This is a genomic window from Pseudomonas sp. RU47 (assembly GCF_004011755.1).
Lineage (GTDB): Bacteria > Pseudomonadota > Gammaproteobacteria > Pseudomonadales > Pseudomonadaceae > Aquipseudomonas.
The window spans coordinates 240,817-260,487 of the sequence record NZ_CP022411.1 but is presented as its reverse complement, the minus strand read 5'-3'; the positions used below and the strand labels follow the sequence as shown (position 1 = coordinate 260,487).

General features: G+C 59.3%; 19 protein-coding genes. 5 read left to right on the top strand and 14 right to left on the bottom strand.

What is annotated here, in order from left to right; genetic code table 11:
• Nucleotides 1–9 precede the first annotated feature (9 nt).
• From CCX46_RS01145 to CCX46_RS01125, 4 genes are all read left to right on the top strand, one after another.
• On the top strand, nucleotides 10–819 hold the full coding sequence (locus CCX46_RS01145) for a MetQ/NlpA family ABC transporter substrate-binding protein (RefSeq protein WP_127925425.1): 810 nt from the start codon (nucleotides 10–12) through the stop codon (nucleotides 817–819).
• A gap of 2 nt (nucleotides 820–821) precedes the next feature.
• Nucleotides 822–1,943, top strand: coding sequence for a methionine ABC transporter ATP-binding protein (locus CCX46_RS01140; RefSeq protein WP_127925424.1), 1,122 nt, complete (start codon nucleotides 822–824; stop codon nucleotides 1,941–1,943).
• Nucleotides 1,933–2,577 (top strand): methionine ABC transporter permease, encoded by a 645-nt coding sequence (locus tag CCX46_RS01135; RefSeq protein WP_034151854.1) that lies wholly within the window; start codon nucleotides 1,933–1,935, stop codon nucleotides 2,575–2,577. The genes CCX46_RS01140 and CCX46_RS01135 overlap by 11 nt, the downstream gene beginning before the upstream one ends.
• Before the next feature lie 170 nt (nucleotides 2,578–2,747).
• A complete protein-coding gene (locus CCX46_RS01125; RefSeq protein WP_127925422.1) occupies nucleotides 2,748–3,377 on the top strand; it encodes a class I SAM-dependent methyltransferase in 630 nt (209 codons plus the stop codon).
• 117 nt (nucleotides 3,378–3,494) lie between these two features.
• Here the strand turns inward: CCX46_RS01125 and CCX46_RS01120 are convergent, their stop codons facing one another.
• From CCX46_RS01120 to CCX46_RS01110, 3 genes are read right to left on the bottom strand one after another with little or no spacing between them, the layout of a single operon-like run.
• On the bottom strand, nucleotides 3,495–6,548 hold the full coding sequence (locus CCX46_RS01120; RefSeq protein ID WP_127925421.1) for an efflux RND transporter permease subunit: 3,054 nt from the start codon (nucleotides 6,546–6,548) through the stop codon (nucleotides 3,495–3,497).
• A complete protein-coding gene (locus tag CCX46_RS01115; protein WP_127925420.1) occupies nucleotides 6,545–7,609 on the bottom strand; it encodes an efflux RND transporter periplasmic adaptor subunit in 1,065 nt (354 codons plus the stop codon). The genes CCX46_RS01120 and CCX46_RS01115 overlap by 4 nt, the downstream gene beginning before the upstream one ends.
• Nucleotides 7,606–8,709, bottom strand: a complete 1,104-nt coding sequence (locus tag CCX46_RS01110; RefSeq protein WP_007918719.1) for an efflux RND transporter periplasmic adaptor subunit — start codon at nucleotides 8,707–8,709, stop codon at nucleotides 7,606–7,608. The genes CCX46_RS01115 and CCX46_RS01110 overlap by 4 nt, the downstream gene beginning before the upstream one ends.
• 201 nt (nucleotides 8,710–8,910) lie before the next feature.
• Between CCX46_RS01110 and CCX46_RS01105 the strand changes: the two genes are divergently transcribed.
• Nucleotides 8,911–10,107, top strand: coding sequence for an AAA family ATPase (locus tag CCX46_RS01105; RefSeq protein WP_127925419.1), 1,197 nt, complete (start codon nucleotides 8,911–8,913; stop codon nucleotides 10,105–10,107).
• Nucleotides 10,108–10,328: 221 nt separating this feature from the next.
• Here CCX46_RS01105 and CCX46_RS01100 read toward each other — a convergent pair whose 3' ends face one another.
• The 11 genes from CCX46_RS01100 to CCX46_RS01050 form a co-directional block, all read right to left on the bottom strand.
• Nucleotides 10,329–11,201, bottom strand: coding sequence for a transporter substrate-binding domain-containing protein (locus CCX46_RS01100; RefSeq protein ID WP_127925418.1), 873 nt, complete (start codon nucleotides 11,199–11,201; stop codon nucleotides 10,329–10,331).
• Nucleotides 11,198–11,980, bottom strand: a complete 783-nt coding sequence (locus tag CCX46_RS01095) for an amino acid ABC transporter ATP-binding protein (RefSeq protein ID WP_127925417.1) — start codon at nucleotides 11,978–11,980, stop codon at nucleotides 11,198–11,200. The genes CCX46_RS01100 and CCX46_RS01095 overlap by 4 nt, the downstream gene beginning before the upstream one ends.
• Complete coding sequence (locus CCX46_RS01090; RefSeq protein ID WP_007918714.1) at nucleotides 11,977–12,636, bottom strand: amino acid ABC transporter permease; 660 nt, start codon at nucleotides 12,634–12,636, stop codon at nucleotides 11,977–11,979. The genes CCX46_RS01095 and CCX46_RS01090 overlap by 4 nt, the downstream gene beginning before the upstream one ends.
• On the bottom strand, nucleotides 12,617–13,282 hold the full coding sequence (locus CCX46_RS01085) for an amino acid ABC transporter permease (protein ID WP_127925416.1): 666 nt from the start codon (nucleotides 13,280–13,282) through the stop codon (nucleotides 12,617–12,619). Before CCX46_RS01085 ends, CCX46_RS01090 begins: the two co-directional genes overlap by 20 nt.
• A 792-nt stretch (nucleotides 13,283–14,074) precedes the next feature.
• Nucleotides 14,075–14,872 carry a MetQ/NlpA family ABC transporter substrate-binding protein gene (locus tag CCX46_RS01080; RefSeq protein WP_127925415.1) on the bottom strand — a complete coding sequence of 266 codons (798 nt, stop codon included), beginning with the start codon at nucleotides 14,870–14,872 and terminating at the stop codon, nucleotides 14,075–14,077.
• Between the two features lie 166 nt (nucleotides 14,873–15,038).
• Nucleotides 15,039–15,971: a sigma 54-interacting transcriptional regulator gene (locus CCX46_RS01075; protein WP_127925414.1), complete on the bottom strand. Its 933-nt coding sequence runs from the start codon at nucleotides 15,969–15,971 to the stop codon at nucleotides 15,039–15,041.
• A gap of 55 nt (nucleotides 15,972–16,026) precedes the next feature.
• The gene (locus CCX46_RS01070) at nucleotides 16,027–16,608 is read right to left on the bottom strand and encodes an alpha/beta hydrolase (protein WP_077570156.1); all 582 of its coding nucleotides are present in this window, start codon (nucleotides 16,606–16,608) and stop codon (nucleotides 16,027–16,029) included.
• A 368-nt stretch (nucleotides 16,609–16,976) separates the two neighbouring features.
• A complete protein-coding gene (locus tag CCX46_RS01065; protein ID WP_003220570.1) occupies nucleotides 16,977–17,378 on the bottom strand; it encodes an ExbD/TolR family protein in 402 nt (133 codons plus the stop codon).
• A 1-nt stretch (nucleotide 17,379) separates the two neighbouring features.
• Nucleotides 17,380–18,105, bottom strand: a complete 726-nt coding sequence (locus CCX46_RS01060; RefSeq protein WP_127925413.1) for a MotA/TolQ/ExbB proton channel family protein — start codon at nucleotides 18,103–18,105, stop codon at nucleotides 17,380–17,382.
• Nucleotides 18,106–18,150: 45 nt separating this feature from the next.
• Nucleotides 18,151–18,957, bottom strand: a complete 807-nt coding sequence (locus tag CCX46_RS01055; protein ID WP_127925412.1) for an energy transducer TonB — start codon at nucleotides 18,955–18,957, stop codon at nucleotides 18,151–18,153.
• Between the two features lie 382 nt (nucleotides 18,958–19,339).
• Nucleotides 19,340–19,666, bottom strand: coding sequence for a hypothetical protein (locus CCX46_RS01050; protein ID WP_127925411.1), 327 nt, complete (start codon nucleotides 19,664–19,666; stop codon nucleotides 19,340–19,342).
• Nucleotides 19,667–19,671: the final 5 nt, after the last annotated feature.

Here is a 19,671-nt window from a genome sequence, read left to right as displayed (position 1 = left end):
AAAACCATCATGACCAAAAAACGCCTGTCCCACCCAGTCAAAGCACTGGCCCTGGCCCTCGGCCTGTTCAGCTCGGCCGTGTTCGCCGCCGATGCTCCTCTGAAAATCGGCACCACCGCCGCCTTCGCCATCCCGCTGGAAACCGCCGTCGAAGAAGCGTCCAAACAAGGCCTGAAAGTCGAGCTGGTGGAGTTCACCGACTGGATCGCGCCTAACGTCAGCCTCGCAGCCGGCGACATCGACGTGAACTACTTCCAGCACATTCCGTTCCTCGAAAACGCCAAAGCCGCGTCGGGTTTTGATCTGGTACCGTTCGCCCCGGGGATCATCAACAACGTCGGCCTCTATTCGAAAAAATACAAAAGCTTCGATGAGTTGCCAGAAGGCGCCAGCGTCGCCATCGCCAACGACCCGATCAACAGTGGCCGTGGTTTGCAGCTGCTGGCCAAGGCTGGTTTGATCACGCTGAAACCGGGCGTCGGCTACAAGGCTACCGAAGACGACATCGTTGCCAACCCGAAGAAAATCAAAATCCTCCAGGTCGAAGCCGTGCAATTGGTGCGCGCCTACGACGACGCCGATCTGGTCCAGGGCTACCCGGCCTACATCCGCCTGGCGAAGACCTTCGATGCCGGTTCGGCGCTGCTGTTCGACGGTCTCGACCACAAGGAATACGTGATCCAGTTCGTCATCCAGCCGAAGAGCAAAACCGACCCGCGCCTGATCAAATTCGTCGACATCTACCAGCACTCACCAGCCGTTCGCGCTGCGCTGGATAAGGCTCACGGCAAGCTGTATCAAGCCGGTTGGGAAAGCTGAGCATGACGGCCGCGATCCAACGGCGACTGGATATTCCAGAGCCACACAGTGCTGAAAAAACCGAGCTGCACCCTGAGTTGAATCGCGCCCACGTGCGTTTCATCGGTCTGGGCAAAACCTACAACGGTCGACAAGGCCCGGTCGCGGCTTTGCAGGGCATCGATCTGGCCATTCAGCACGGTGAAGTGTTCGGCATCATCGGCCGCAGCGGCGCTGGCAAGTCATCGCTGATCCGTACGATCAATCGTCTGGAACAACCAACCTCGGGGCGAGTGCTGATCGATCAGGTCGACATCGGCGAGTTCGATGAAGACCGTCTCGTCGCTTTGCGCCGACGCATCGGCATGATCTTTCAGCATTTCAATCTGATGTCGGCCAAGACCGTTTGGCAGAACGTTGAATTGCCGCTGAAAGTCGCGGGTGTCCCGAAAGCACAACGCGAAAAAAAGGTGCGCGAACTGCTCGAACTGGTCGGCCTGCAAGAGAAGCACAAGGCTTATCCGGCGCAGCTTTCCGGCGGGCAGAAACAGCGCGTCGGCATCGCCCGCGCGCTGGTGCATGACCCGGATATTTTGCTCTGCGACGAAGCCACTTCAGCGCTCGACCCGGAGACCACCCAGTCGATCCTCGGCTTGCTGCGCGAGATCAACAAACGCCTGGGCCTGACCATCGTTCTGATTACTCATGAGATGGCAGTGATCCGCGAAATCTGCGATCGCGTCGTCGTGCTTGAGCACGGGCGGGTGGTCGAGCAAGGTCCGGTGTGGGAAGTGTTCGGCAATCCGCAGCACGAGGTCAGCCAGACCTTGCTCGCGCCGCTGCAACACGCGCTGCCGGAGGAGTTGCAAAGCCGTTTGCAGAAGCAGCCGCCCTCCTCCGACGCCGCTGTGGTGCTGCGCTTGCAGTTCACCGGCAGCGCCAGTGATGAGCCGGATCTGGGCGCACTGTTCGCCGCACTGGGTGGGCGGGTGAAGCTACTGCAGGGTGGTGTGGAGCGGATTCAGGGGCATGCGTTGGGGCAATTGTTGCTGGCCGTCAGTGGTTCAGCGTTCGGAGCCGAGCAATTGCGCGAACGCGCCGCACCATGGGCGCAACGAGTGGAGGTGGTGGGTTATGTGGTTTGATCGCTTGTTGCAGGGTTTTATCGACACGTTTCTGATGGTTGGCGTGTCGTCGCTGATCGCCTTGCTGGTGGGGATTCCCATGGCAGTGATTCTGGTCACCAGCGACAAGGGCGGGATCTATGAAGCGCCGGTGTTGAACCGTGCCTTGGGCGCTTTTGTGAATCTGTTTCGCTCAATCCCGTTTCTGATTCTGATGGTCGCGCTGATTCCGTTTACCCGGTTGATTGTCGGCACTACGTACGGTGTGTGGGCTGCGGTTGTGCCGCTGACGATTGCGGCGACGCCGTTCTTTGCGCGGATTGCCGAAGTGAGTCTGCGCGAGGTTGATCATGGCTTGATCGAGGCGGCGCAGGCGATGGGTTGCCGGCGTTGGCACATTGTCTGGCATGTGTTGTTGCCGGAGGCGCTGCCGGGGATTGTCGGCGGTTTCACGATTACGCTGGTGACGATGATCAACTCTTCGGCGATGGCCGGGGCGATTGGGGCCGGTGGGTTGGGGGATATCGCTTATCGCTACGGCTATCAGCGCTTTGACAGCCAGATCATGTTGACGGTGATTGTGTTGCTGGTGGCGTTGGTGGCGGTGATTCAGTTGGGTGGGGATCGGTTGGCGCGGGGGTTGAACAAGCGCTGAGCTCATCCGGATTCATGCCACGCCCTTGAAACCGCTTTCGCGAGCAGGCTCGCTCCCACATTTGGAATGTGTTCCCCTGTGGGAGCGAGCCTGCTCGCGAATGGCTGCGCAGCAGCCCCGAACTCGATGGCGTATATTCGGCGAATCCCAACTGCCTGCGTATCTCGACCATGAAGCAGACCCCCACCGATCTCGAACAGATCACCGCCACCACCCTCGGCCACTACAACTCGGTGGCTGAAGACTTCCGTGAAGGCACCCGCGACCACGATGTCAGCCAGAACATCGATGCGCTGCTGCGGCATATTCAGGGTTCAGCGCCGTTGACGATTCTGGATTTCGGCTGCGGGCCGGGACGGGATTTGCAGACGTTTACCCGCATGGGTCACATCGCCGTCGGGCTGGATGGTTCGCAAGAGTTTGCGCGAATGGCCCGCGAAGACAGTGGCTGTGAAGTGTTGCAGCAGGACTTTCTGAAGCTCGATCTGCCAGTTGAACGTTTCGACGGGATCTTTGCCAATGCGGTACTTTTTCATGTGCCGTTGCAGGAGTTGCCACGGGTGCTTGAGCAATTGCACGGGACGTTGAAACCCGGCGGGGTGTTGTTCAGTTCCAATCCGCGTGGGGATAATCGTGAGGGCTGGAACGGGCCGCGTTATGGCTCGTATCACGATCTGGCGGCGTGGCAAGGGTTGCTGACGGACGCGGGGTTTGTCGAACTTGAGCATTACTACCGCCCGGCGGGCCTGCCGCGTGAGCAGCAGCCCTGGTTGGCGAGTGTCTGGCGTAAATCTGCATAGCCAGTTCTGACGCCTTCGCGAGCAGGCTCGCTCCCACATGTTGACCGCGTCCGCCTGGACAACTCGGTCAACTGTGGGAGCGAGCCTGCTCGCGAATAGAGTGCGCAGCACTCGCTTTTAAGCGGCATCCTTTTGCGGCTCGCGAATCTTGTACCAGGCCACATACAGCGCCGGCAGGAACAACAACGTCAACAACGTCGCCACCACGATCCCGCCAATCATCGCGTACGCCATCGGCCCCCAGAACACTTCCCTGGCGATGGGGATCATGCCCATGCTCGCTGCCGCTGCGGTCAGCAGGATCGGCCGACGCCGATGTTCGGTCGCCTCGACCACCGCGTCCCACGGCGCATAGCCCTTCTTCTCGAACTCATCGATCTGCGTCACCAGAATCACCGAGTTGCGGATGATGATGCCGATCAGCGCCAAAATCCCCAGAATCGCCACGAAACCCATCGGCGTGCCGGTCGGCACCAGCGCCAACACCACGCCGATCAGCCCCAGCGGAGCGACACTCGCCACCAGGAACATCTTCTGCACGCTGTGCAACTGGATCATCAGGAACGTCGCCATCAAAAACAGCATCAACGGCAAGACCTTGGCGATCGGCCCCTGCGCCTTGCCGCTTTCCTCGACCGTACCGCCGGTGGCGACTTTGTAGCCCACTGGCAGTTTGTCAGCGAAGGCATCAATCGACGGCTTGAGCAGTTTCACCAGATCGGTCGGCTGGATCTCGTCGCGCACCGAAGCCTTGATGGTGATGGTCGGCAAACGGTCGCGACGCCACACCAGCGGCTGTTCCAGCTCATAGCGCACAGTGGCGAATGCCAGTAACGGAATCGATGTGCCGTTGGGCGTAACGATCTGCAGATTCTGCAGGGTCTCCGGCGTACCGCGCTCCGAATTCACCGCCCGGCCGACCACATTGATCAGGTAGATGTCGTCGTTGACCTGGGTCAGAGGCGCGCCACTGACAATACTGTTCATCAGGTTCGCCACGTCTTCGGAGGACAGCCCGAGCTGCCGTGCCTTGTCCTGGGCGATGTCGATGCGCAGGACTTTGCCCGGCTCGTTCCAGTCGTAAATGATCTCGCCGATGTGCGAATTCTTGTCCAGTTCGGTGGCCAGATCGATGGCGTGCTTGCGCACTTGATCGATGTCCTTGCCACTGACCCGGTACTGGATCGGCCGCCCCACCGGCGGGCCCATTTCCAGCGCCTGGACGTAACTGCCGATGCCGACGAAGTCCTTGTGCAAGCGCTCGCGCAGACGCTGACTCAGTGCCTCACGGGCCTCGAAGTCTTTGCTGACGATCACCAGTTGTGCGTAGTACGGGTTTTGCAATTGCTGGTCGAGCGGCAGATAGAAACGGATCGCGCCCTGACCGATGTAGGTGCTCCAGCGCACAATGTCCGGGTCGCCTTTGAGGGTTGCTTCCAGCTTGTCGACGGCCTTGCGTGTTTCGTCGATGGAGGCGTTCTGTGGCAGGTTCAGGTCGACGAGAATTTCCGGACGGTCCGATGCCGGGAAGAACTGGTTCTGCACAAAGCGCATGCAAAAAATCGACAGGGCAAACAGCAGCACGGTGATACCGATCGCCCACCAGCGATTGCGCATCGCCCACAACAGACCGCCATTGAACGCACGCCCGACGCGGCCCGGCTCGGCTTCATGGGGTTTCACGTTGGCGCTGAGAATGTGCACGCCGATCACCGGAGCGAAGAACACCGCGACAATCCACGACACAATCATGGCCACGGCAATCACCGCAAACAGCGTGTAGGTGTACTCACCGGCGGAACTGGCGTTGAGGCCGATGGGCACGAAACCGGCGACCGTCACCAGCGTCCCCGTTAGCATCGGGAACGCCGTTGAGGTGTACGCGTACGTCGCGGCCTCCTCCTTGCTCTCGCCCATTTCCAAGCGCGTGACCATCATCTCCACGGTGATCATCGCGTCGTCCACCAACAGGCCGAGGGCGATGATCAAGGCACCGAGAGAAATCCGCTGCATGGTGATGCCACTGTATTCCATGAACACAAACACCATCGCCAGCACCAGCGGAATCGAGCACGCCACCACCAGGCCGGCGCGCACGCCGAGGCTGATAAAACTCACCACCAGCACGATGATCACGGCTTCGAAAAGCGCGCTGGTAAAGCCGCCAACGGCCTCCTCCACCACCACCGCCTGATCGGACACGGTGTGTACACCCACGCCAACCGGCAAGTCTGCGGTCAGTTCATCGATGCGCTGGTGCAACGCCTTGCCGAATTCCTGAACGTTGCCGCCCTTCTGCATGGCAATCGCCAGACCGATGGCCGGTTTGCCGTCGAAGCGGAATTCCGGGGTAGCCGGATCGGTGTAACCGCGAGTGATGTCGGCGATGTCAGCCAGACGATAGAAACGGTCGTTGAGCTTGAGATTGACCTCGGCCAGGTCTTTTTCCGAGGCGAACTGCCCCGAAGTGCGCACGGAAATCCGCTCAGGGCCCGCCTCGATCACACCGGCCGGGGTCACGGCGTTCTGCGATTGCAGGCTCTGCACTACCTGACGCTGATCGATACCCAACGCCGCCAGTTTGCGGGTAGAGAAGTTCAGATAAATCACTTCGTCCTGCTGGCCGATCATTTCGATCTTGCCCAGCCCCGGTACATTGCGGATCTCGGCCCGCGCCTGTTCCACGTAATCGCGCAACTGGCGCATGGTCAGGCCGTCGGCGGTGAAGGCGTAGACCGAGCCGAACACATCACCGAACTCGTCGTTGAACCCGGGCCCTTGAATACCTTGGGGGAACTGCCCGCGAATGTCGTCGACCTTCTTGCGCACCTGGTACCAGATTTCCGGGATGTCCTTGGCGCTGGTGGTGTCGCGCAGGTACACGTACACCGTCGATTCACCGGGGCGCGTGTAACTTTTCACGTAGTCGAGTGAGTCAAGTTCTTCGAGTTTTTTCTCGATGCGGTCGGTGACCTGTGCGAGGGTTTCTTCCTGGGTCGCGCCCGGCCATTTGGTCTGGATCACCATGGTTTTGATGGTGAACGACGGGTCTTCTTCGCGGCCCAGATTGAAGTACGAAAACACGCCCATCAGCAACGCGACGAACATCAGGTACCAGACGAATGACTGATGCTTGAGGGCCCATTCGGAGAGGTTGAAAGAGCCTTTCATTGACTGTCCTCGTCAAGTTTTACCGATTGTCCGGGTTTGAGGCTGTTGACGCCGGCGCTGACCACGCGCTCGCCGTTCTTCACGCCGCCCGCGAGCACCACGCTGCTGTCGGTGCGGCTGATCACGCTGACGTCGCGAGGGCTGACGGTTTTGCTCTGGGTGTCGATGACCCAGATCCGTGGTTTGCCGTCGACCTCCTGCACAGCGGTAGCCGGCAATTCGATGCGTGGTTTGATCGCTGAACTGAGGGTTACGCTGATCGCCGTGCCGAGGCGGAAACCGTCCGGTGTCTCGGCCAGCGTCAGGCGTGCGCGACGAGTACGCGTGGCGCTTTGCGCCTGCGGCTCGATCTCGCGAAGGGTTGCCGTGGTGTTGATGCTCGGGTCGAGTTGCCCGGCCACCAGAAACACCACGTCGGAGGGAATCTGATCGACCAGGGTGTCGGGCAGATCGATCACCGCTTCCTTGATGTCCGGTTGCGCCAGAGTCACGACCTGCTGGCCCGCCGTCACCACTTGCCCGGCTTCGGCGTTCCACGCGGTGACCACGGCTTTATGGTCGGAACGCAGTTCGGTGTAGCCGAGCTGGTCCTTGCTTTGATTGACCGCCGCCCGTGCCTGGTCCAGCGAGGCCTGGGTGGTTTTCAAGTCCGTGGTGGCGATGTCCAGTTGTGCCTGCGCCCCTACGCCACGATCGAACAGTGCCTGCTGACGGCGGGCATTGGCCTGGGCATTGATCAGTTGCGCCTGAACCTTGGCCAGGTCGCCCTGGGCCGAACGCAATTGGTTTTGCTGATCAGATGGATCGAGGGTGGCGAGCAGCGTGCCCTTTTGCACTTCGGTTCCGACATCGACGTTGCGGCTGGCGATGCGGCCACCGACGCGGAAACCGGTGTTGCTTTCATAACGCGCCTGGATGCTGCCGGCGAAACGCCCGAGGCTTTCCTCGCTCAGCGCCTGAACCTTGACCGATAACACCGGACGTACCGGCTCCGGAGGTGGCTCGCTTTTCGAGCAGGCCGCCAGCAACACGCCCACGGATAACAGTCCCAGACGCTTCATGGCTGCGCTCCCGGCTGCAGATCCTTGTAGGTGTTTTCAGCGATTTCGACTTTCATGCCGGGATGCAACAACTGCCCACCGGCGACAATGACTTTCTCCCCGCCCTTGAGGCCTTCGCTGATGATGACCTTGCCGATCAGGTAGCGGCCGACGGTCACGTTGTGCAACTGCGCTTCACCTTTATCGTCGACCATCCACACCGCCGGATCACTGATGTTTTTGGTCAGCGCCGACCATGGCAATTCGACTGCCGACTTGCCACTGCCCTTGGCCGTGGCGCTGACCACCGAGCCCAGCTGCATCCCTTGTGGCAGGCTGTCGAGGCTGACTTTGACTTGCACCGTGCCGGACTGTGCCGACACCGCCGGGGTGATTTCACGCACCGTGCCGGTGGTTTTGATGGCGGGGTTATCGAGCAGGCTGACGACGATCGAGGGATCCGCAGGACGCTCGGCCAGCAGCGATTCGTAGACGTTGAACACCGCGTCACGGTCGCCGTCGCGCGCCAACGAAAAAATCGGCGCCGTGGCCTGCACGACCTGGCCGACTTCGGCTTGGCGCTCGGTGATCACCCCCGGGGCATCGGCGATCAGCGCGGTATAGCTGAGCTGGTCCTTGGCGTTGGCCAATTGCGCCTGCGCCGCGCTCAAGGCGCTCTGGCTGCTGCGCAACGCCGCTTGGGCGGAATCGTATTCGCTCTGGCTGGTGTAGCCCTTGGGCAGGAGTTTTTGCTGGCGCACGAAGGCGGCCGCACTTTGTTTCACCCGGGCTTGTTCAGCGACGACCTGGGCTTGAGCCGAATCGACGTTAGTCTGCAAATCCTTGGGGTCGAGCTTGGCCAGCACCTGTTTGGCCGTGACCCGGTCACCGACGTCGACCATACGCTGGATGATCTTGCCGCCGACGCGGAACGACAATTCGGTCTGCACGCGCGCCTGCACGTCACCGGTCAATGTCACCGAAGCCGCGTAATCCGTGGGTTTGACCTCTTGTACAAAGACCCGTGGCAGGTATTCCTCAGGGGCTTTTTTCTCGCCGCATGCGGTCACCAAGGTGAACAGACTCAGCATGACCGCTGTTTTCAAACCGGGACTCGCCATGCAGACTCCTTCCTGTGTACGAACGTGCAAGTGACGATACGACTGTGAGCTTAGAACAGGGTTCAACGTTCGCCCGTTCGTCCCCCATGTTTTCCTGTAGGAGCTGCCGCAGGCTGCGATCTTTTGATCTTTTAAAAACAACATCAAAAGATCGCAGCCTGCGGCAGCTCCTACAATAGGCGTCTCAAGAGAAGGAATTCCATGCTCAACACTCTGGCAGTGGCCAATTACCGTTCGATCAACAAACTGGTGATCCCGCTGGGCCGGCTGAACCTGATCACCGGCCCCAACGGCAGCGGCAAGTCCAACCTCTACCGGGCCTTGCGCCTGCTGGCGGAAACCGCACAGGGCGGCGTGGTCAATGCGCTGGCCCGTGAGGGTGGACTGGAATCGACCTTCTGGGCCGGGCCGGAAACCATCAGCCGGCGCATGCGTAACGGCGAGGTGCCGATCCAGTCGACGGTGCGCCAAGGTGTGAAGCGCCTGCGTCTGGGATTTGCCGGGGAGGATTTCAGTTATTCGATCAGCCTCGGCCTGCCCGATTCCAACGGGCACTTCATGTTGCCCGAACATTCACGGCCGATCCCCTCGCGGTTCAGCCTCGACCCGCAGATCAAGCGCGAATGCATCTGGGCCGGCGCGCTTTACCGTCCCGCCAGCCTGCTGGTGGATCGCGACGGCCCGATGATCCGCGCACGCAACGAGCGCCAATGGGACGTGCTGGCGCAACACACGCCGAATTTCGACAGTTTGTTTGATCAGGTCGGTAGCCTGCGCAGCTCGCCGGAAGTGTTTCAGATGCGCGAGTTCATTCGCCGCTGGCGCTTTTACGATCACTTTCGTAGCGATGCCGATGCGCCCGTACGCCAACCGCAATTGGGCACGCGCACGCCAGTGCTGCATCACGATGGGCGGGATTTGGCGGCAGCTTTGCAGACCATCATCGAGATTGGTGACGGCGACGCCATGCGTGCGGCGATTACTGATGCGTTTCCGGGCGCACGGGTGCATATCGAAGCGCAGGCCGGTGGCAGGTTTGCCATCGAGTTTTATCAGGAAGGTTTGTTGCGGCCGTTATCGGCGGCGGAGCTGTCGGACGGGACGTTGCGCTATCTGCTGTTGGTCGCGGCATTACTGACGCCACGGCCACCGTCATTGATGGTACTGAACGAACCGGAAACCAGTTTGCACCCGGATCTGTTGCCAGCGTTGGCGCGGTTGATTATCCGTGCCTCGGAGCAATGTCAGGTGTGGGTGGTGTCGCATGCGCGGCGGTTGATTTCGGCGTTGCAGGAAGATCCCGAGTGCAATTGCATTGTGCTGGAAAAAAACCTGGGGCAGACCGGGATTGTCGGCCAGCGGGTACTGGATGAGCCGGCGTGGAACTGGCCGGATTGAGCGTTCCAGCCAAAAGCCCCTCACCCTAACCCTCTCCCAGAGGGAGAGGGGACTGATTGGCGGATGCTCAAGAGTGACGCCGACGTGAAAATGACTATGTGAATCCATAATCGACTCGGTTTGTCAGGTCGATGTCTGATGCAAGACACCTCGGTCGGCTCCCTCTCCCTCGGGAGAGGGCTGGGGTGAGGGGCAAGCCTCACCACCGACTCAACAGACAATCACCCCTGCCACTTGCCACCCTCGACAATCACGCTCTCAGGCTTGGTGTCATCGCTAAGTTCCTTACGCACATATTGGTCGTACAGCTTGAGCAGATACTTCTCCTCACCCAGCTTGGTCAGCTCGGTATTCACCCAGTCGCGCAGCTCGATATTGCCCTTCTTCACCGCCGGCGCAATCGGCGCTTCAGCCCCCAGCTTTTCATCGAGCACACGATAGCCCGGGTTCTGCTTGGCCCAGCTGAACAACACCAGATTGTCCTGTGCATAAGCATCGCCACGACCATTGGCCAAAGCTTGCAGCGATTCGGAGTTTTTCTCGAACTTCAGCAGTTTCCAGTCCGGATGATTCTTGGTCAGCCAGATATCCGCCGTCGTACCGGTGGTGACGATAGTGGTGCGGGTCGCCAGATCATCAAGTTTTTTCACCGAGCTGCTCTGCGGCACCAGCGCCTGCACCGCGACCTTGAGGTTCGGGTTGGTAAATTCCACCGCTTCCTTGCGCTCAGGCGTCACGGTCATGTTGGCGAGGATCAGGTCGACCTTGTCGCTTTGCAGGAAAGGGATGCGACTCGCCGGCTCGACGGCAACGAACTCGACCTTGTTTTCATCGCCGAGCAGATCCTTGGCAAAGCGCCGGCCAATATCAGTGTCGAAACCGACGTAGCGCCCGGCCTCATCGACAAAACCGAATGGCGGCTTATCGGTAAAGACGCCGACAATCAATTTGTTGCGAGCCTTGATCTTGTCCAGGTAACCGGCCGGCGCGGTGCTTTCGCTGGCGACTTTCGGCTTGGGCGGTTCTTCGGTTTTGCTGCAACCGGCGAGCAAGGCGAGGCTGAGCAGGGGCAGTAAAAAAGCGGCAGTTTTCATAACAGTTCCAGTTCCTTTGTCGGATTCGTTTCTGGCAGTGTTGCAACGAAGGAGAACTTCTCCAGAAACTGCTGCGCGCGTGCGGTTTGCGGGTTCGTAAAGAAAATCTCGGGTGGGTTCTGTTCAAGGATGCGCCCGGCATCCATGAACACGATGCGGTCGGCCACCGCACGGGCGAAGGCCATTTCGTGGGTGACGATCAGCAGGGTCATGCCTTCGCGGGCCAGGCCCTGAATGACCTGCAAAACTTCCTTGACCATCTCCGGGTCAAGGGCGGCGGTGACTTCGTCGAAGAGCATCACCCGTGGCTTCATGCACAGCGAACGGACGATGGCGATGCGTTGCTGCTGACCGCCGGACAGCTGACGCGGGAAGGCGTCGCGCTTGTCGGCCAGACCCACGCGTTCGAGCAAAGCTTCGGCTTGTTGTTGCGCTTCGCGGCGCTGACGCTTCTGCACTTTGAGCGGGCCGAGCAGCAGGTTGTCGAGCACGCTCATGTGCGGAAACAGGTGATAACTCTGGAACACCATGCCGATCTGCTGACGGATCTCGCGCCAGTCAGTGGCCTTGTCCAGCAGCTCACGGTCGAGAAATTTCAGGCTGCCGCTGTGGGCGACTTCGAGGCCATTGAGGCAACGCAGCAGAGTGCTTTTGCCGCAACCGCTGGGGCCGAGGATGACGATCACTTCGCCGCTCTGCACCTGCAGATCGATGCCGTTGAGCACCTGCTGCTCACCATAGAACTTGTTGAAACCGTGAAACTCGATCAATGCGCTCATGCTTGCGTCCAGCGCCGCTCCAGCACACGCGAAGCGGCCGAGAGCGGGTAGCAGATGAAAAAGAAAAACAGGAACAGCGCGCCGTAGATCAGCACCGATTCGTAGGTGCGCTCGATAATCTGCTGGCCGACCTTGATCACGTCGACGACTCCAATCAGCACCGCCAGCGAACTGGTCTTGATGATTCGCGTATAGACGTTGATGGTCGGCGGTGTCATGCGTTTCAGCGCTTGCGGCAGCAGCACGTAGCCGTAGAGTTGCGCAGCGTTCAGACCAATCGACAGCCCCGCTTCACGCTGCCCGCGCGGCAACGAATGCAATGCGCCGCGTGCCACTTCGCCGACCTCGCTGGCGCCCCACAGCGACAGCACCAGCACCGCGCACCAGAAACTCGGAATGCTCAGACCAAAGAAAATCGGCAGACCGAAGAACAACAGATACAGCCAGACCAGCACCGGGATCGCCCGGAACAGCTCCAGATACACCCGCAGGATCGCGTTCAGCCACGTCACGTTGAGCGTTCGCAGTACACCGTAGAGCACGCCGCCAACGGTGCTGATGGCGATGCTCAGAAACGAGATCGACAGGGTTTGCCCGGCGCCTTTGGCCAATTGCGGCAACGACACCCAGAGCAGTTCAAGACCCGAACTGGCCATGCTGGAGCCTCCTTTCCAGACGGCTGAGAAGCAGCGACAGCGGCAAGAACAACAGCACGCAGATCAGTGTCAGCACGGCGAGCATTTCGTAGGTTTTGTAATAAAGCGCGATGTAGCTCTTGGTGGTGTAGAGAATTTCCGGCACCGCCACCGCCGAGACCACGGTGGTTTCCTTGAGCAGGAAAATGAAATTGGCGAACAGCGACGGCAGGCTGAGGATCCCCGCTTGCGGCAGGATCACGTAGCGCAGCAACTGGCCGTGGGACAGGCCGATGGAACGCCCCGATTCCAGTTGCGCCTGCGGCACCGCATCGACTCCGGCGCGCAGCACTTCGGTAAGGTAGGCGCCGCCGAGGAAGGTCATGGTGATGATCGCGGCGGTGAATCCGGAGACCTTGATCCCCAGCGCCGGCAAGGCGAAGTAGACGAAGAACAACTGGATCAGCAGCGGTGTGTTGCGCGCAAGCTCCACGTACAGGCCCACGAGTTTTTGCAGGTAAGGCGTGCGGAACACCAGAATCGTCGCGTTGAGCAGTGCCACCGACAACGAGGTGCCAATGGCGATAAAACCGACCTGCAGCGTCACGCCCACGGCTTTGAGAAACGCCGGCAGGGTGCTGAGGATAAATGCGTAATCGAAAGTCATGAAACGTCCTGGACGCCGCTCGGTAAGCGACGGTGGTGCAGTCCATGGGCAGCGGATGGCTGTCCGGCAGACACCGACTTTATAGGTATAAAAACAAGAATTTAAATACCGTTAAAGCATATTGATATCACCCAAAAAACTATCTTGTGGGTTTGCCGGGAAGGAATAAGAAGGCTATTTTCCTTTGCGCTGTAGGACGGATCTTTTTTTCACGAAAGCCCTCCAAGGATGAACAGCTTTTGGCCAGACTCCCCCGGCCAAACCCATAACAAGGAAGAGAACATGGACGTAAAAGTGCCGCAGCGACTGGATCCGCAGGAAATTGTGAAATTGTTGGTGGCGTTGAGGCGGGCGCTGAAGGCCACAGCGTAAATCAAAAGCCCCTCACCCCAGCCCTCTCCCGGAGGGAGAGGGAGCCGTCCGAGGTGTCTTGCGTCATACATCGACCTGAAAGACCGAGTCGATTATGGATTCGGCAGAGATCTTTCACATCGGCGTACCTCTACGACATCCCCCCGATCAGTCCCCTCTCCCTCCAGGAGAGGGAGCCTACCGAGGTGTCTTACGTCAAACATCGACCTGAAAGATCGAGTCGATTATGGATTCAGCAGAAATCTTTCACGTCGGCGTACTTCTACAGCATCCCCCGATCAGTCCCCTCTCCCTCTGGGCGGTCCGACGTTTCGGGAGGGTCAGGGTGAGGGGCTTTTCCAACGCACACACAAAAACGCCGATGCCCATCACTGGCCATCGGCGTTTTCACACCTTGAAGGGGTTCACTCAAGCGTCAGATCAGAACGCCGGCAGTACCGCGCCGTTGTACTTCTTCTCGATGAACGCTTTGACTTCCGGGCTGGTCAGGGCTTTGGCCAGTTTCTGGATCGCGTCGCTGTTCTTGTTGTCCTCACGGGCCACCAGGAAGTTTACGTACGGCGAGTCAGCGCCTTCAATCACCAGCGCATCTTTCTGCGGGTTCAACTTGGCTTCCAGCGCGTAGTTGGTGTTGATCATGTCCAGATCAACTTCCTTCAGAACGCGTGGCAGCAGGGCCGATTCCAGTTCCTTGAACTTGAAGTTGTGCGGGTTCTTGGCGATGTCTTTCGGCGTTGCCAGGGCGTTTTTCGGATCTTTCAGCTCGATCAGGCCAGCCTTCTGCAGCAGGATCAGAGCGCGGCCGCTGTTGCTGCCTTCGTTCGGGATGGCGATAGTGGCGCCGTCCGGCAGTTCAGCCAGGGTCTTGTATTTGCTCGAGTAGCCGCCGAACGGTTCAACGTGCACGCCCTGCACGGTCACCAGGTACTTGGACTTGTCGTCCTTGTATTTTCCCAGGTTGAAGCTGTTCAGGTACGGCAGGGTCTGGAAGTAGTTGGCGTCCAGACGCTTCTCGCCAACCTGTACGTTCGGTTGAATGTAGTCGGTGAAGACTTTGATTTCCAGATCCACGCCTTCTTTGGCCAGGGTCGGCTTGATCAGCTCGAGGATTTCAGCGTGCGGCACCGGGGTCGCGGCAACCACCAGTTTCTCACCGGCATTGGCCAGGGAAGCAGTCAGAGCAGCCGCCAATGCGGTAAACAACAGAACCTTTTTCATGCAGTGTCCTTATCGAAAATCACGGTCGTCATCGACGACGGCATTAATACGTGTGCCAGTGAAGTGATATCGCTGGCGTGGGTCGGACAATACCGGGATTTTTTATTCCCGGACAATAACGTTTATTCAGCTTCATATTCCATTTTGTTCATGTTGAACGAAACGGTTACAACGCCGCACTCAGACGAATCAGCAAATCTTTCAATGCCTTACGTTCATCGACGCTGCCGCCGATGTTGATTTGTGCAACCAGTCGCTCGATCTGAAGCTGCGGCCCAGACACCTCGGGCAGATTCAGGTGCTCCGGCAGAATCTCGTCACCGGTACTCACCAACAACGCAAAGTGAATGACGTTTTCCAGCTCGCGGGTGTTGCCCGGCCAGCTGTGTTGTTCGAGCACGTGTTGTGCCGCCTCGCTGATCAGCGGCACCGGTAGATCCAGACGCTGGCTATAAATGCCGAGGAAATACTCGGCCAACGAAAGAATGTCGCCAATACGCGCGCGCAAGGCGGGCAGTTCCAGTTGCCCTTCGCTCAAGTAGTGATAGAGCCGCTCATGAAATTTGCCAGCGTCCACTGCTTGCGCCAGATCGATGCTGGTCGCCGCGACCAGGCGCACATCCACCGGACTCGGTTGATGTGCACCGACACGGGTGACTTCGTGGTTCTCCAGGGCGGCGAGCAGTTTGATCTGGATCGGCAGCGGCAAATCGCCGATTTCATCGAGGTACAGCGTGCCGCCGTTGGCCGAACCGAACCAGCCTGCACGGCTGCTGGCCGAGCCGCTGTAACTGCCGGCGGCATAGCCGAACAGTTCGGCATCAGCGTAGGTCGGGCTGATCGCCCCGCAATTCACCGAAACGAACAGGCCACTGCGGTCGCTGGCGCGATGGATATGCCGGGCAAGCAATTCTTTACCGGTGCCGGTCTCGCCACGGATCAGTACCGAGGTCGAACGCGGCGCCAACTGCTCCAGTTCTTCGCGCAACTGACGCGAGCGCGGGTCGACAAAAACCAGCGCCTTGGCGCGAATGCTCAGGGGGCTTTTTTCAGCATCGGGAAAGGTCAGCAACGGCTGACCGAAGGTTTCGAAACTCATGGCAGACTCCCGCCCAAAACCGCCGGGAGACGGGGGCGTTCAAAGAAAAAAGAAATCAGGCGCGCCGACGGGCGTGGTGTTCCATGCGGTTTTGCAGGCGATAGAGATAGGCAAAACCCTGCTCCCAACGCTGATGCCCGGACTTGACGTTGATGTGTCCGGCCCCGGCGAGAATCCCCGCCTCGGCACCCCAGTTGCGCGCCAGTTCCAGAGCGCGCGGTGCGCTGACGGCGGCGTCGTTGTCGGAGCTGACGACCTGGCTTGGGAACGGCAGCAGATCAGTCGGAATCGGTGCGAAGTTACGCAGCGCCGGCGCGCAGGCCGGGCGCTCGACATCGGCCGGTGCGACCAGCAAGGCGCCGCGCACCTGACGCAGGTATTGCAGCGGCGCAGTGGCTGCCCAATGGGCAACCGTGACGCAGCCCAGGCTGTGGGCGATAAGGATCACCGGCGTGCTGTCGGCGGCAATCGCCTCGGCCAGTGCCGCGACCCAGTCTTCACGACGCGGCGTCAGCCAATCGGCCTGTTCGACCCGCGCACTGTTTGGCAGGCTGTTCTGCCAGTGGCTTTGCCAATGATCTTCTGGCGATCCTTGCCAGCCCGGCACAATCAGGTAGCGGATTGATTCGTTGCGCATGGGGAGCTCTCCTGCGTCGTGTCTGTTCCTGAACGAGTATAGGGAGGGGATTTATATTCGTTAAGGAATAAGAAGCTATTTATTAAGATCTGAAATGAATATGAGATGTGTGCATGGCATGAAATCTTTTCCCCCTCACCCCAGCCCTCTCCCCCAAGGGGGCGAGGGGGAAAGGGAGCCGATCTATGCGGTTTTCAGATTTGGAGTTCGACTGGATATTTCAGGTCGGTGTAACTCGTAAGAACAACGCGATCAGTCCCCTCTCCCTCCGGGAGAGGGCTAGGGTGAGGGGCTTTGCTTCTAATGCCAGAAATAAAAAAAGGGCCGCACCCTGCCAAGGAGACGGCCCCGGAAAAACGTAAATCCTGTTACCGCGCAGTAATCACCGACAACTTGGTAATCCCCGCCCGCTCAATCGAAGCCATCGCCCGCGCCACTTCGCCGTAGTTCACCCCGTCATCGGCCTGCAACTGCACGCGCACTTCCGGGTCCTTGGCCTTGGCCGACTTGAGGTTGAATTCCAGCAAGTCCGGTTGAATCTCATCCTTGTTGATAAACAGTTTGCCGGCACCATCAATGCTCACCACCAGCGGATCCTTCTGCTCGACCGGCGCCACCGCTTCGGTCTTCGGCAGGTTGATCGGGATCGCATTGGTCAGCAGCGGCGCGGTGACGATAAACACCACCAGCAGCACCAGCATCACATCCACCAGCGGGGTCACGTTGATCTCGCTGAGCACCTCGTCACTGTCTTGCGTGGAGAAGGCCATATCAGGACGCCTCCTTCACTTTTGCCGAATTGCCGGTTGCTGCAACCTTGTGCGCGGTCGGATGAATCAGCACACGGAACGCACTCTTCTGCGCCAGGCTGTAGAAGTCGTGGGCGAAGTCGTCCAGATCCGCCGCCGTCAGTTTCAACCGACGCAAAAAGTAGTTGTAAACCAGCACCGCCGGCACCGCGACGGCGATACCCACGCCCGTTGCGACCAGTGCCGCACCGATCGGGCCGGCCACCGTTTCCAGGCTCGCCGAACCGGCCGCGCTGATTCCCTTCAACGCTTCCATGATTCCCCACACCGTGCCGAACAAACCAATGAACGGCGACGTACTGCCAATACTGGCGACCACTGCCAGACCGGTTTCCAGCGAACGCCGTTCGCGAACGATCTGCTGACGCAAGGCGCGCTCCAGTCGATCCTGATGGTTGATCGCCTGGCTCAAATCATTGGCCTGCGGCGCCTCGCCCACCTGAATCGCCGCGTAACCGGCCTGTGCCACCCGCGCGGCTGCGCCGGGTTGGGTCTCGCTCAATTCAGCGGCGGAATCCAGACTCGACGCCGCCCAGAAACGTTTATGAAAACGCCGGTCCTGCGCCTTCAGACGCCCGAACTGCCAAGCCTTGAGCAATGCCAGCCCCCAGGTGGCGACGGAAAAAACCACCAGCAGCCAGATCACCGCGCTTTCGATGGATTCCAGTGGAGATGCCAGTAACGTCATGATGTATTCCCTCGTGTAAACGTTTCGCGCGAATTTGGTTTCGGTTTAATGAATCTTGAAATCGATGGGCACGCTGACCCAGCCGTCCTGGGCGACATCACCCTGCTTGGCCGGGACAAAACTCCAACGTTTCACGGCATTCAGCGCCGCGTCGTCGAGCTGTTGCCGGCCACTGCTTTTGGCTATCTGGATCTCGCCCGATTTACCGCTGGCAAGCACATGTACGCGCAGCAACACCGTGCCCTCCCAACCGCGACGCTGGGCCAGCGACGGGTATTCCGGCGCCGGGTTTTTCAGGTACGCGGCATTCGCTGATGCCGGGGTTACCGGTGCCGGCGCGGGAGGCGCAGGTGGCGCTGGTGCTGCAACCGGAGCGGCCGGTTGTGGCGGCGCCGGTGGTTGCTCGACCGCTTTCGGTGCTGGTTTGGGTGCCTGTTTAACCACCGGTTTGGGGTTCGGAACGGGTTTGGGCGGCGGTTTTACCGCCAGTTCGTCTTCTACCGGCGGTGGCGGTTCAACCACTGGCGCAGGTGGCGGCGGCTCGACAACCGGTGGCGCTGGCGGTGCCGGGCGCGAGAACTCGATAGTCATCGGCGGAATTTCCGGCGGCACGATCGGCAGCACCGGCGTCGGCTTCTGGCTGATCCAATAGATCACCGCGCCATGCACCACCAGCGCGAGCACGCCGAGCAGAATTGTTTCGCGCCGACTCAGAATGCCCTTGGGCGCACGCTGCAAACGCAACTGCCCCAACGGCACACGATGCGGCCGGCCGAGATCGACCAACTCGCCACCCGGCGTCTGACGCCACAGCAATTCCTCTGCGCTGGCGGCGGTCTGGACATTGCCCATTGATTCACTCCCTGCGGTCTTTTTGCGTTCTCTACAAAAACTGTCGATCAACCGCTTGTTGAATCCCCCACGGCAGATCGACGGGTGAATCATTGGGCTTGGCGCTTATCTCCGAAAGTAATCTTTAACGTTATGCATAGGCTTTTATGGAATATATGAATTGATCAATTTCGCCAAAGCCACGTGCCACGGGGGCTGCAGCGATAGGTGAAAAAGTGCATGCTTTTCAGGCATTAAAAGTATTCATGCAACGCATCAACTACGACTGACACGGTTTTGCAGGACGACTAATACCAAGTAGATAACTGATGATAATTTTTCCTGAATAACAAAAAAGGCCGGAGCACTTTCGTGCACCGGCCTTTTAAACTTTTAAACAAGACTACTGTTTGACGAATTCCCCGCCCAGGGTCACCACATCACCATCGAAGTTTGTACGGGAGCCGGCAGCGCGCAATTTTGCATAGTTATGATCCGGCGAAAACAGTGCCCATGTCTGATAACCGCTATTACCATTCTGAGCAAGTACTGCAATGGTGGTCGGGTTACCGGTACTGTTCTGGAAATGGTAGTTTCCATAACGGATGTCGTAATTCACACCACCCTGACTCAACGTTCCGCTGAACGAGCCGTTGGAATCATTACCATCGGTAATCACCAGCTTGGCGCCAGAGTTGGAATTGACATAAGTGCCATTAATGCTCGACATGATTC